Annotated in this window: 11 protein-coding genes; 9 read left to right on the plus strand and 2 right to left on the minus strand. The window is 36.1% G+C overall.

All coding sequences use genetic code 11. The annotated features are described in order from the left end of the window. Nucleotides 1–423 precede the first annotated feature (423 nt). From mutH to ACR30L_RS17680, 9 genes are all read left to right on the plus strand, one after another. Nucleotides 424–1,092, plus strand: a complete 669-nt coding sequence (gene mutH / locus ACR30L_RS17640; protein WP_435235543.1) for a DNA mismatch repair endonuclease MutH — start codon at nt 424–426, stop codon at nt 1,090–1,092. Nucleotides 1,093–1,169: 77 nt separating this feature from the next. After that, complete coding sequence (locus ACR30L_RS17645; protein ID WP_435235544.1) at nt 1,170–1,499, plus strand: hypothetical protein; 330 nt, start codon at nt 1,170–1,172, stop codon at nt 1,497–1,499. A 342-nt stretch (nt 1,500–1,841) separates the two neighbouring features. Then, on the plus strand, nt 1,842–4,679 hold the full coding sequence (gene uvrA, locus ACR30L_RS17650) for an excinuclease ABC subunit UvrA (protein WP_435235545.1): 2,838 nt from the start codon (nt 1,842–1,844) through the stop codon (nt 4,677–4,679). A 6-nt stretch (nt 4,680–4,685) separates the two neighbouring features. Next, nucleotides 4,686–6,401 (plus strand): Wzy polymerase domain-containing protein, encoded by a 1,716-nt coding sequence (locus ACR30L_RS17655; protein WP_435235546.1) that lies wholly within the window; start codon nt 4,686–4,688, stop codon nt 6,399–6,401. 97 nt (nt 6,402–6,498) lie between these two features. Further along, nucleotides 6,499–7,053: a lytic transglycosylase domain-containing protein gene (locus ACR30L_RS17660; protein ID WP_435235547.1), complete on the plus strand. Its 555-nt coding sequence runs from the start codon at nt 6,499–6,501 to the stop codon at nt 7,051–7,053. Between the two features lie 131 nt (nt 7,054–7,184). Continuing rightward, nucleotides 7,185–7,985, plus strand: coding sequence for an IS4 family transposase (locus ACR30L_RS17665; protein ID WP_435235548.1), 801 nt, complete (start codon nt 7,185–7,187; stop codon nt 7,983–7,985). A 109-nt stretch (nt 7,986–8,094) separates the two neighbouring features. Next, nucleotides 8,095–9,705, plus strand: coding sequence for an IS1634 family transposase (locus ACR30L_RS17670; RefSeq protein ID WP_435235549.1), 1,611 nt, complete (start codon nt 8,095–8,097; stop codon nt 9,703–9,705). A 44-nt stretch (nt 9,706–9,749) separates the two neighbouring features. Beyond that, nucleotides 9,750–9,989 (plus strand): transposase, encoded by a 240-nt coding sequence (locus ACR30L_RS17675; RefSeq protein ID WP_435235550.1) that lies wholly within the window; start codon nt 9,750–9,752, stop codon nt 9,987–9,989. A gap of 358 nt (nt 9,990–10,347) precedes the next feature. Next, complete coding sequence (locus ACR30L_RS17680) at nt 10,348–11,568, plus strand: exopolysaccharide biosynthesis polyprenyl glycosylphosphotransferase (protein ID WP_435235551.1); 1,221 nt, start codon at nt 10,348–10,350, stop codon at nt 11,566–11,568. Nucleotides 11,569–11,578: 10 nt separating this feature from the next. Here the strand turns inward: ACR30L_RS17680 and ACR30L_RS17685 are convergent, their stop codons facing one another. Next, nucleotides 11,579–11,971, minus strand: coding sequence for an adenylyltransferase/cytidyltransferase family protein (locus ACR30L_RS17685; RefSeq protein ID WP_435235552.1), 393 nt, complete (start codon nt 11,969–11,971; stop codon nt 11,579–11,581). Beyond that, on the minus strand, nt 11,968–13,149 hold the full coding sequence (locus tag ACR30L_RS17690; RefSeq protein ID WP_435235553.1) for a CDP-glycerol glycerophosphotransferase family protein: 1,182 nt from the start codon (nt 13,147–13,149) through the stop codon (nt 11,968–11,970). Before ACR30L_RS17690 ends, ACR30L_RS17685 begins: the two co-directional genes overlap by 4 nt. Nucleotides 13,150–13,186: the final 37 nt, after the last annotated feature.

Raw genomic sequence — 13,186 nt, forward strand, 5'->3', positions numbered from 1 at the left:
ATAATAAATACTTTAATGCTGAATGGATCTTTATCGGATTGAATAAGATCTTCTCGCTATGAATAGATAAATCAATTATCTACTAAATAACAGTCAGTTACGACTTTTTTGTTTGGCAATAAGTTATTTAACTGTGATTAGATCCAGCATTATTAATTCACAACCTAATGTGTATATATTCTTTGTTTAAAAAAACATCAATCTACGTTTAAATGCCTTTAGTCGATTGAATATTGAACAAACATACTTTTAATTTAACGGGAAAATGAAAGTAAATTGATCTTATTAAGGCAGATCCTTATCTCTATTTACTTATCCACCAAAAAAGTGGATAAGTCTGTGCAAGTTTTTGGATAAACCAATGGATAACCTTGAATAAACAGAATAAGACTAAATTTTACGACAACATTATATGGATAACCCATGATACAACCGCCTAAATCCACGAGTGAATTATTACAACGTTGCGAACAAATAGCAGGATATTCCCTTGCTGAATTAGCAGAAATAGCAGACATTACCTTAGCAAAAGATCTTCGTCGTAATAAAGGATGGGTTGGACAATTAATTGAATGGCATTTAGGTGCAACTGCAGGCAGTAAACCCGAACAGGATTTTAAAGATCTTGGCATTGAACTTAAAACCATTCCTATTGATCAATATGGGAAAGTATTAGAAACCACCTTTGTTTGCTCTGCTCCTATTTTAAATACACATCATATGACCTGGGAAAATTCTAATGTACGGAATAAAATCAGTCGAGTTTTATGGGTGCCTGTGCAAGGAGAGCGAAATATTGCACTAGGAGAACGTATTGTTGGAAGTGGTTTTTTATGGTCCGCCAATGAAACGCAAGCAGCATTATTAAAAGCGGATTGGAATGAAATAATGGAAAAAGTCGCACTCGGTAAAATAGAATCGATTACCGCTAGAGACGGCCAAGTTATCCAACTCAGACCAAAAGCTGCAAATGGACGCTGCTTAACCGATGCTTTTGGTGAAGATGGCAGCATTATAAAAGTTCGGCCACGTGGTTTTTATCTTAAAAAATCCTTTACTCAATCAATTATTAATCAACAATTTGATCTCTAATAAAAAATAGCTAAAACTTGTCTAGAGTTTAAGCGAGGTTTGCAGTAAATTTAAACATTCATAATAAGGAGTTAATTATGGCGATAAAAAAACAATATCTAAAATCAAAACCACAGGTGAAAGTAACATTTGAAATAGAAAAACAAGATGCACAAGATGCACAGCAGATTGTTTTACTTTCATCACACAACAGTTGGGAACCTATTGAATTTAAAAAATTCAAAAATGGAAAATTTAAAGCATCTGCTAATATTTCCACAGAGACACTGGATAATTTTCAGTTTATCTATAAAGCAACTGCTGAAGATGGCCATGAATTCACACTCCTGCCAGAAGACGCAAATAGTTACGTTGACAATGGTATGTGCGATGGTGGACAAAATGCGGTCTTACAGCTTAGCCAATAATTTGGCTCCTGTTTTTATTTAAAAACCGTTAAGTATTTGCTATTAGCGGTTTTTATTTTTCTAAAAAAGAAAATAAGTAAAACAATAAAAACCACAGAACTAAAGCCATTCCCCCAAATAGCTATCAAAAACCAAACTTAGACCGACTATCTAAAACTTAGCTAAACACAAGCTCTCGCTGTAATAGTCAATAGGAAACGAGACTTCTGTCCCACAGCTCTTTTTAATGACAACCCCATTAACTATAAAAACTAAACCACATCAAATTACATGAATGCAGATTCAAGAACCCCTAATAATATGTAATAATCATTTTCTAAACCTTCTGATATAGTGAAAATAATGAGCAATATTGAAATTCGTGGCGCAAAAACCCACAACCTTAAGAATGTCGATCTTTCCATTCCCCGCGATAAATTAGTTGTTATTACAGGGCTATCAGGCTCAGGTAAATCATCACTCGCTTTCGATACATTATATGCAGAAGGTCAACGCCGTTACGTCGAATCATTATCTGCTTATGCAAGACAGTTTCTCTCATTAATGGAAAAGCCCGATGTTGAACATATTGAAGGCTTGTCTCCTGCAATTTCTATTGAACAAAAATCGACCTCGCATAATCCCCGTTCAACCGTAGGTACTATTACCGAAATTTATGATTATCTGCGTTTACTGTTTGCACGTATCGGCGATCCTCGTTGTCCGACTCACAATGTGACATTGCATGCGCAAACGGTCAGTCAAATGGTCGATGCTATCCTAGCAAATCCAAAGGGCAGCAAAATGATGTTGCTTGCTCCAATCGTTAAAGAACGAAAAGGTGAACATGTTAAAACCTTTGCCAATTTATCCGCTCAAGGTTTTTTACGCGCGCGAGTTGACGGCGAAATATGCGATTTAACCGATCCACCTACTCTAGAACTCCGTAAAAAACATACGATTGAAGTCGTCGTCGACCGTTTTAAAGTGCGCGATGATTTAAAACAACGTTTAGCAGAGTCCGTAGAAACGACACTAAACCTCAGTAATGGCTCGGCTTTAGTCGCATTTATGGACGAAGATAAACCTGAGCAGATCTTCTCCGCTAACTTTGCCTGTCCACATTGCGGTTACAGTATCAGTGAGTTAGAACCACGTATTTTCTCTTTCAATAATCCGGCGGGTGCCTGCGAAACCTGTGACGGTTTAGGTATCGAGCAATACTTTGATCCGAACCTTATCGTCACCAATAATGCATTAAGCCTTTCTGATGGTGCAATTGATGGTTGGAGTAGTAAATCTAACTATTATTTTCAAATGCTATTAAGTGTATGTGATCACTTTGACTTTTCTGTTCATACTCCCTTTAAGGAGCTTTCCAAAAAGCATCAAGATATTGTGCTATATGGTTCAGGCCGAGAAAAAGTCTCCTTCTCTTACAGTAATGATAAAGGTGATATTGTTTCCCGCTTGCATCCCTTTGAAGGCATTATTCCTAACCGCCAACGTCGTTATCGAGAAACTGATTCAACCACCATGCGAGAGTATCTTGCTAAGTACATGAATCGTAAACCGTGCTCTAGTTGTGGCGGCGCACGTTTACAGGAATCATCGCGCAATGTATTTATTAATGATGTGAACTTACCTTATATTTCTGCACTCTCGATTGCCGACGGATTACAATTCTTTAGCGACCTAAAACTAACAGGTCAAAAGGCAAAAATTGCCGATAAGATTCTTAAAGAGATACTTGAACGACTCGGTTTTTTAGTCAATGTCGGACTAAATTACCTAAGCCTAGAACGCAGTGCTGACACTCTTTCCGGTGGCGAAGCACAACGTATTCGCTTAGCAAGTCAAATCGGAGCGGGCTTAATGGGAGTTATGTATGTCCTTGATGAACCCTCTATTGGTTTGCATCAGCGTGATAATGAACGTTTACTGAAAACACTGACTCATCTACGTGATTTAGGCAATACGGTTATCGTGGTTGAACACGATGAAGATGCAATGCGTCAAGCCGATCATATTATCGACATCGGCCCAGGTGCAGGTATCCATGGTGGTAATATCACGGCACAAGGTAATTTCAACACCATTCTAAAAGCAAAGAACTCATTAACAGCAGATTACTTGAGTGGCCGAAAATCTATTGAAATTCCAACGGAAAGAACGCCATTAACCGAAAAATGGATTAAATTATCAGGCGCCAATGGCAATAATTTAAAAACAGTATCGCTTGATATTCCCGTTGGTCTACTTACCTGTATTACGGGTGTTTCTGGTTCAGGTAAATCGACATTAATAAACGGAACACTTTATCCGCTTGCACAAAGTAAATTAAATAAAGCGACTAATGCCACCGTCGCCCCCTACAAAAAAATAACTGGTTTATCTCACCTTGATAAAGTCGTTGATATTAACCAAAGTCCAATTGGGCGCACCCCAAGATCGAATCCTGCAACATACACGGGCATATTTACTCCAATTCGAGAGTTATTTGCTGCAACGCCGGAATCACGTGCTAGAGGTTATAAACCTGGCCGGTTTAGTTTTAATGTTAAAGGTGGGCGTTGTGAAGCTTGTCAGGGCGATGGCGTTATTAAAGTCGAAATGCATTTCTTGCCGGATGTTTATGTACCTTGTGATACATGTAAAAGTAAACGTTATAACCGTGAAACCCTATCAGTAAAATACAAAGGCAAAAGTATCGATCAAGTATTAGAGATGACGATCGAAGATGCCTTTACTTTTTTTGAACCGATTCCGGTTATTGCGCGTAAATTAAAAACGCTCATGGATGTTGGACTTTCTTATATTTGCCTAGGTCAAGCTGCGACAACATTATCAGGTGGTGAAGCACAGCGCGTTAAACTCGCGAAGGAACTTTCAAAACGTGATACAGGTAAAACCTTATATATTCTTGATGAGCCAACTACCGGTTTACACTTCCACGATATTGCTCAATTATTGAAAGTCATTCATACTCTCCGCGATCAAGGTAATACCATTGTCATTATCGAACATAACCTTGATGTAATTAAAACCGCCGACTGGGTAGTCGATTTAGGCCCTGAAGGAGGTAATGGCGGTGGAGAGATCATTGCGACGGGCACACCGGAAGACGTTGCTAATGTCTCGGACAGCTATACGGGGATGTTCCTCAAGCCGATTTTAGAAAAGAATACCAAAGGAAAATAAACATTCATGGATGTACAACAAAAATTAACCCGTGCTTTTTTTATCACTTTCACACTACTGATGGCGGTTGGTGCGCACTATTTTCAGCATAACCAAGGCGGCAGCGGTTTAGAATTAGCACAAAATAATGTTGTGTGGATCTTTTTTTCTATCCTTATCGGCTTAGGTTTATGGAAAATAACGGAGCAGAAAAAAATAATCTACTCACGTTTCACCATTGTATTTTTGATTGCTGTTGTACTCTTTTTTATTCCGCTATTTTACCCCAACAATGAACTAGCAAGCCAAAGCTATACGCGCCTACTAGGATTACTCGCCGGTTTCTTATTCTATGTTAGCCTACAACAATTTCAGTTTAATAAAGCACAGTTACAGCGTTTATTATTACTTATTGTCTTAGCTGGGTTTATACAATCTTGTTATAGCTTGATGCAGGATTATTTACTTACAGAAGGTAATATATTTGGTTATGCAGTCAGTTATGGTCGTCCCTATGGTATTTTTCAGCAACCAAATGTACTTGCGAGTTTTCTAGTCACCACTCTTGTTTTAAGTGGCTATTTGTTACAACAAATTAGTTCTCGTAAATTGCAGTTTTTTTTACTATTAACTGCCATGATTAACGCATGGGTGATTACTATAACTATTTCAAGAGTTGGTTACTTGGGCGCTTTAATCGCGATTGCTCTCTTCACACCTTGGGCCTGGAAGCAAGATAAAAAGAAATTGCTTACTTTTCTTTTGATTGTTTTTATAGGAATTGGTATTGCCGCACTAAAACCAAACTTTTTTGATGTTAAATCAGGTCATGTTGAAAATATTACTCAAGATAATGGCCGCGTCATAAAATATACAAACAGCTTGATAATGGTCAAAAATAAACCATTAATGGGGTACGGTTATGGTAGTTTTGAAAAAAACTATCTTATTATTCAAGCTGAACGAGTAAAAAATAATGAAATACCACCTGCAGGAGAAGGAATACTCACTCATCCGCATAATGATATTCTCTACTGGGCCATTGAAGGAGGTATTGTTCCTATTTTAGCATTGTTACTATTAGTAGTTTGTTTTATTCATTTATTAAGTAATTTTAAAATATCAAAGGCATTGCTTTTAAGTGCATTCGTACTCCCCATTAGCCTTCACACTCAAACTGAGTATCCTTTATATCACTCATCGTTACATTGGTTAGTTCTATTATTCTTAGTTTTTTATGTAGATAGCCAAACAAAAAAAATCAAGGAAGCAAATTTACAATTAACTTTTGCACTTAGAATTTTTGCACTCTTAATTCCACTAGTCACCACTATATTTATGGTTACTAACCTTTATGCCATGTATAAAATAACTAAATTTGAGCGTAGTAAGCAACCTGATATAAATTTATTGTTGGATATTGTAAACCCATTAGTATTTGAAGATAAATTTACCTTTCATCTCAATTATTTCCGACTTTCAATGGCCATTCAACGCCATAAACCAGAAGAAATACAAGCAATAATTAATGAAACTGAAGAAATAATTGAAGAAAAACCAAGACCTTATTTCTATATCATTTTGTATATTGCTTATTCAAATTCAGGACAAAAAGAACAAGCAGACACTGTTTTAGAATATGCTCGTTATCTTTTCCCACGAGACTCTCAAATCGCTAATATTAATAAACAACCAACTAAATCAACTAGCCCTGCTTTAGAAACAAATATTGAGAAGCCTTAATAAAATGAAGATATTATCAATACCTAAAAGTAGCGTCTTAATATTAATTATAGTATTCAGCTTTATATTGAATAACTCAGTGCAAGCAAGTATCTACATGTACACCGACAAACAGGGAAATCAACACTTTTCAGAGCGTAAAGAAAATGAACATTATGAACTATTATTTCGAAGTGAAACCAATAAATTACCAATGACATTTAAAAACTGGAAAGATAAAAGCTACAGTAATATTCACATACCAAGAAATAAAACACTACAACATAAATATCACCCATTAATTGTTAAAGCAGCTCAGCAATATAGACTAGAGCCTGCGTTTATTCATGCAGTCATTACTGCTGAATCCGCTTATAAAACTACAGCAGTCTCTTCAGCAGGAGCAATGGGTTTAATGCAACTTATGCCAGTGACAGCAAAACGCTTTGGTGTAGACGATGCTTTCAATGCACAACAAAACATTAATGCAGGCAGTGCATATTTATATAAACTATTAAAAGAATTTAAAACAAAAAGATTAGCTTTAGCCGCTTACAATGCAGGAGAGGGCACTGTCAGAAAATACAACAAGCAAATTCCGCCTTATCCAGAAACACAAAATTATGTAACGAAAGTCATGGATTTTTATTGGTACTACAAAGATAACTTATAAATTTCTTCGCTCATAAAACCTTGGGGACTGGACTGAAGTCTGAAGAATCCCCACAGAAAAATTAGGTAAGTGTTTGAAATTTGATAGTATATGTTTCACCACAAAATCATAAACAATCAAATTCAAACACTATGAAAGTATTATCAGATTTATTTACTCTTGATTCAACAACTTTAGATCCTCGCATTTCAACTTCATTACTTTCTTGCGTAAATTCTGTTGCACATGGTAGCGAACTATCGCTGACGGCTATGGGCAGAAATGCAGGAGAGTTAAATCGTAGCAGTGAAAAACATTCCATAAAACGAGTAGATCGCCTTCTAAAAAACACTAAATTGCATAACGTTAGGTGTAAATATTATCAAATGATTGCAAGTTACTTTGCCTGCATTAAATATCCTCTTATTCATGTTGACTGGTCAAGTGTATATAACTACAACTTTGTGATGTTACGAGCTGCGGTAAGTGTTGATGGGCGAGCAATAACTATTTATGAAGAAGTTTACCCTCAGGAAAAACATGGGAGTCATCTTGCACATAGTATTTTCCTATCAAATCTAGCAAAAATATTACCTTCGTGTGTAATACCTATAATCTGTACGGATGCAGGCTTTAAAGTGCCGTGGTTTAAAGCCATTGAATCATATGGATGGTATTGGCTTGCCCGAACTAGGGGCGAAGTAAAATGCCAACTTGAAGGCGAACGTGATTGGATGGCAGTCCATCAACATCATAATAAAGCGACCGGAAAAGTGCTTCAGCTACCGCCAGTTATTTTATCAAAGTCGAATAAATTTCCTTGCCGAGGAGTTTTATTTAAAGGCAAAAATATGCAACGTAAAAAGCTAAATAGAAAAGGTGTTGTCACGAAAGATTCGACCAATATTAAACCTGTTATTCCGCACCTGAATTTTTATTACTATTGGCTATGAAATGGCTATGAAATCGTGATCTGGCTAGCGAAACATCCAGATATTTCAAAAAATTGTTGACCGGGATCCTCAATTTTGATCTATTACTTTCTTTTCAAAGAGATAAATCATGACTTACCCATACACGAAATCACTTGAACACCATGGATTAGTTGCTGGATTTTGTAAGGAAATCAAGCTTGCCAATATCATCGATCAAGCACTTGGCACAAGTGAACAGCGGAAAATAAGTTTCGGTAACTTATTCATTGCTATGATAATCAATGGGTTGGGATTTACCGGCAGAACACTGCATATGTATCGCGAGTATTTTTCTGATAAACCATTAGACCGTCTGATTGCCCCTGAAGTAAAAGCTGAATACATCAATGATGATGCGTTAGGTCGTTGCCTTGATGCACTATACGAACATGGTGTTTCATCACTATACCAAGATATAGGTGAAGCTGTTATTAAACACTTAGGGCTACCATGCAACTCTGTTCATCTCGACTCAACAAGCTTTCACTACGATGGTATGGAAAAGTTATCCGATGATGAAGATGATCTTAACCCTATTCAAATTACCAAAGGCTATTCACGTGATCATCGTCCTGAACTTAATCAGGTCGTACTCAACCTGATTTGTGAGAACCAATCCGGGATCCCAGTTTATATGAAGCCAGCCAGTGGCAACATTAATGATATGGAAGGATTCAAGGAGATAGTCAAATCCCATATAAAAAGTCTAAAAGCCGCGCAGTCCTGCCGTTATTTAGTGGCAGATGCAGCCTTATATGTGCAAGATACCATTACTGAGTTGGATGAACTAAATCAGTTATTTATCACGCGTGTCCCACATAAATTGAGGGAAGCTAAAGTCCTTATTAATCAGGCTTCTGAACTTGATTTTAAAAATATGGGGAATGGTTACTCAGGAGCTTGGCACCAATCGACTTACAGCGATATAAAGCAGAGGTGGCTATTGATCCGCAGTGAACAAGCGAGAAAGCGTGAAACACATAGTTTAACAAAACGCATGCTGAAGAAAGCAGATGCGGAGCGTAAGACCTTTAAAAAACTCTCACAACAAAGGTTTGCCTGTCAACATGATGCAGAGCAAGCCGTTGAGTTGTGGAGAAAGAAACAAGTTTACTGTGATGTTATTGATGAAACCGTTGAGATCCCTATCTATGGCAAGAAAGGACAACCTAAAAAAGGGCAAGCTCCCGAGCGAGTTGAATACAAAATAACAGGGAATTTATTTACTCCTCTTGATAGAAGGGATAATGCACTTAAACAATTAGGTTTCTTTATTATTGCAACAAATGATCTTGATGAAAGCCTGACAATGGATAAGGTGCTTAAAACTTATAAAGAGCAGCAATCAGTTGAAAAAGGGTTCCGTTTTTTAAAAAGTCCGGATTTCTTAACAAGCTCAATTTTCATCAAAAAGCCAGAGCGAATAGAAGCGCTGTTAATGGTAATGACTTCCTGTTTGATGGTATACGCTTCCTTAGAGCATCTGATCCGCAAAAAGCTAAAGGAAAAAGACCTTTACTTCCCGGATCAAAAGAAAAAGCCTTCCCAGAATCCAACCGCTCGCTGGGTATTTCAATGCTTCCAAGGAGTTACGATAATCTACCTGGAAAGCCAGTCGCCTATGGTAGTAAATTGGCAAGAACGGCAACAAGTTATTGTTGATTGCCTGGGGGATAGATACAGGCAAATTTATTCTTAAAACCGGTGCGGAATATCAGTTAAACAGCTAAAGAGCCCTGGTTTTTGGTTTCTAATTTACCTGAAAATAAATATCCCCCACATCAATTAGTTAATCTATATCGACGTAGAATGGAGATCGAGGTGTCTTTTCGAGATTGTAAAAATGAATATTATGGTATGGGGTTAAAGCGCAGCAAAAGTAAAAATATTGAGAGACTCCAGGTTATTTTATTAATTGCAATGCTTGCTCTTTTTTATCTACTTATGATCGGCCGAGCGGCAGAGACAGAAGGATTCCAGTGACACTTTCAAGCAAATACAACCAAAAGAAAACGAGTATTATCTTATGTTTTTCTTGGACGGCGAATAATAAATCATAAAGAATATGATATTTCTGAAGAATTGCTAATAAGCGCATTTTCAGCGCTTATTGAGGAAAGTTTTTATGAATAATCCTGTGGGGATCTCTCAGACTGAAGTCCAAACTCCAAAACATAACAAGTTCCCGAAAGCTTTTATCGGGATAATCATCCCTAAATACAACAAGCAACACAAAAAATAAAAACCCTTTTATTTAAAGCATCAATCTTAGCTACCTCCATATTTTTCCCTTTCTTTTCAGGTATAATCACCACCATCAATACTCTCTGAACTAAATAACATGAAAAAATTATTAGAAAATTCATATATCTGCCATGGAATAGGCCTGATTCTGATTAGCTTAGTTATTTGTACCATCAGCATTATCTCAAGACAAACGGTTATAAACAGCTTAATAGTGGTTCTTGCTGCTTATTTATCCACGTCTTTAACCCTGCCTAAAATAACAAATCATTTACTTGTCGAAAGAAAATATTATATTTTTCCAATTTTATTAATTGTCTACGCCTCTGTTATTACTATCATGTTTATGCTGCGTATTGAATATGCTCGCTCAGTATTAATTATTGGCTTTTTCCTTTCAACTTTCTGGTTATACACAACTACTTTTATTAGAAAACAAGCAAAACAATTAAAATTGGCAGCTATTGCCAACTTCGATACTCAAGAGCTAAATAGTAATAACAAAATAAAGATCACTGCCTTGCAGGAGCCTTATCTGCTACAAAATACAAAGCAAGGATTAGTTGTTAATCTCCACGGTTCATTAACGCCTGCACAGGAAAAATTTATTGCTGATTGCAGTATTAATAATATACAAGTTTTCCACCATGCAAGTATTAAAGAAAAGTTAAGCGGTAAAGTCCAAACAAAATATTTATCTGAAAATGCTATTGGAACACTACAACCTAATCCACTTTATTCAAGTTTAAAACGTCTTTGGGAAACATTTTTTATTATTGCAATATTACCGATAGCACTACCTATTATGCTACTCACTGCTATATTGATAAAACTTGAAAGTCCCGGTTCAGCAATATTTACCCAAGAGCGCATTGGACAAGGAGGAAAGCCCTTTGCTATCTATAAATTTAGAAGTATGGAAATTTCACATTCAAAAACTGAAACAAAGTTTGCAACAGCAGAACAAGCTCGCGTAACTCGAATTGGGAAGATCATCCGAAAAATGCGTATTGATGAATTACCGCAATTTTTTAATGTTATAAAAGGAGATATGGCATTAATTGGTCCAAGACCAGAACAAGGCGACTTTGTTAAAACCTTTGAAGCACAGATTCCCTTCTATGGCTACCGTCATATGGTTAAACCTGGTATAACAGGCTGGGCACAAACGGTACAAGGTTATACCGACTGTACAAAATCTACCCGAGAGAAATTAGCTCACGATCTTTACTATATTAAGTATTTTTCATTCTGGTTGGATATAAATATTATTTTTAAAACGCTGAAAACAATCTTGACGGGATTTGGAGCGAAGTAATAAAAATACTTTATTTAATACGTTTAACAACTTCTATAATCTCTGTAGTCGAAATTGAAGGCGTTCTAGGAAAATATACCACCTGGCAAAGATCTGAAAAATGGTCGAACTTTCCACTCCAATCATTGCCCATCACCAGCACATCTGCATTAAAGTCTTTAATATATTGTGCTTTCAATTCTAAAGAATTCTCGACAAAAACTTCATCAACACATTTTAAAGAAGAGATAATCTTCAAACGATCTTCTTCACAATAAACAGGCGCTCGCCCTTTTTTTGCTATATTCAATTTATCAGAAGACACACCAACTATTAACTTATCACCAAGCTCAGCAGCCCTTTCTAAAATATGAATATGACCGACATGAAAAACATCAAAGGTGCCAAAAGTGATAATATTCAAACCAATTCCTTGTATTTTTTAATAATCAAATCGTAATTAAATTGGCTAGCACTAACGTCAGCAATATAATTAAATCGATGCTTCATAACATTTTGTTTTGATAGATCAAATTTACCATCTGCTACATTACTTATAAAGGCTTTAAAGCCGGAAAGATTATTTAAATAACAATCCGATGTTAAATCTTCATACTTAAATGAAAAACCAATTTTACTTGTGTACTCTTTTAAATCATAAGGGATAAAAGCAACGGGTCGGTCCAATAAATAAAAATCACAATAAATACTTGAATAATCGGTTATCAATGCATCCATGTTAATGAGTACATCAGAAATATCAGGGCATATCTTACTATCAAAAATAACGATATGTGATTTCACATAGACCGATAAGTCCCCTTCAAAAAGAGGATGTAATCGTAATAGTATTTTTGTGTTTTGTTCAATCAAAAAAGAGTTAAGAACATCTAAATCCAACTCGTTAAATGGGAATAACTTCGCCTCTGAAAATGGTCTCCATGTAGGGCAATATAGAACGAGCTTTGTATTAATATCCGACTTTAAATCACCCCATTTATTCGTACTCGTAAAAAGTGAATCTAGTCTTGGCTGTGGGGCGATAATTGTTTTATCAACACGAACACCAAAAGCACGAGAGATATACTCTTGAAAAAAATGAGAGGGAGCTAAAAACAAAGAAATATTCGATGCATTAACCTTATAATAGAGGCGTTTAATCAAAGAGCATTGCGCTTCCATTAAGCCAATATTCTTAATAGGAGTGCCATGCCCTAAGTGATATACAAAACGCTTTCTAGACAAAAAAACACCTGAAACGGGCATATCTAAAGTACTTGTAACCCAAACAGCTGAGCGCAAAATAAATAACTTATGTTTAAGACCCTTATTAGAAATCATTGAATCCGCGTAATGCCGATTTAACCGAGCACGCTTCACGGGGTCATTAATAACAAAATAAACCTGAAACCCAGCCCTTACAAACTCTTCCTTCTTATCGACAAACAAACTCTTGGAATTGAAAATAAAATGTTCGTTATTTGTCGCATTGAAAATTATACGCTTTTCTCTATCCGTTAAGATATAGGAATAAATAATAGATAAGCATAAACCAGTGAGAAAATTTATTAACTTAAGTAGGCTGTATTTATGTTTGTTCATACTCAACTTGACTTTCCATTTTTAACAATCAGTTATT

The sequence above is a fragment of the Psychromonas saccharinae genome (assembly GCF_051201515.1).
Taxonomy (GTDB): Bacteria; Pseudomonadota; Gammaproteobacteria; order Enterobacterales; family Psychromonadaceae; genus Psychromonas.

Coding starts and splice junctions, on each gene's coding strand:
- ACR30L_RS17680 (WP_435235551.1), top strand. CDS start 10,348: ATGAAAAAATTATTAGAAAATTCATATATCTGCCATGGAATAGGCCTG.
- ACR30L_RS17655 (WP_435235546.1), top strand. CDS start 4,686: ATGGATGTACAACAAAAATTAACCCGTGCTTTTTTTATCACTTTCACA.
- mutH (WP_435235543.1), top strand. CDS start 424: ATGATACAACCGCCTAAATCCACGAGTGAATTATTACAACGTTGCGAA.
- ACR30L_RS17670 (WP_435235549.1), top strand. CDS start 8,095: ATGACTTACCCATACACGAAATCACTTGAACACCATGGATTAGTTGCT.
- ACR30L_RS17665 (WP_435235548.1), top strand. CDS start 7,185: ATGAAAGTATTATCAGATTTATTTACTCTTGATTCAACAACTTTAGAT.
- ACR30L_RS17690 (WP_435235553.1), bottom strand. CDS start 13,149: ATGAACAAACATAAATACAGCCTACTTAAGTTAATAAATTTTCTCACT.
- ACR30L_RS17660 (WP_435235547.1), top strand. CDS start 6,499: ATGTACACCGACAAACAGGGAAATCAACACTTTTCAGAGCGTAAAGAA.
- ACR30L_RS17645 (WP_435235544.1), top strand. CDS start 1,170: ATGGCGATAAAAAAACAATATCTAAAATCAAAACCACAGGTGAAAGTA.
- uvrA (WP_435235545.1), top strand. CDS start 1,842: ATGAGCAATATTGAAATTCGTGGCGCAAAAACCCACAACCTTAAGAAT.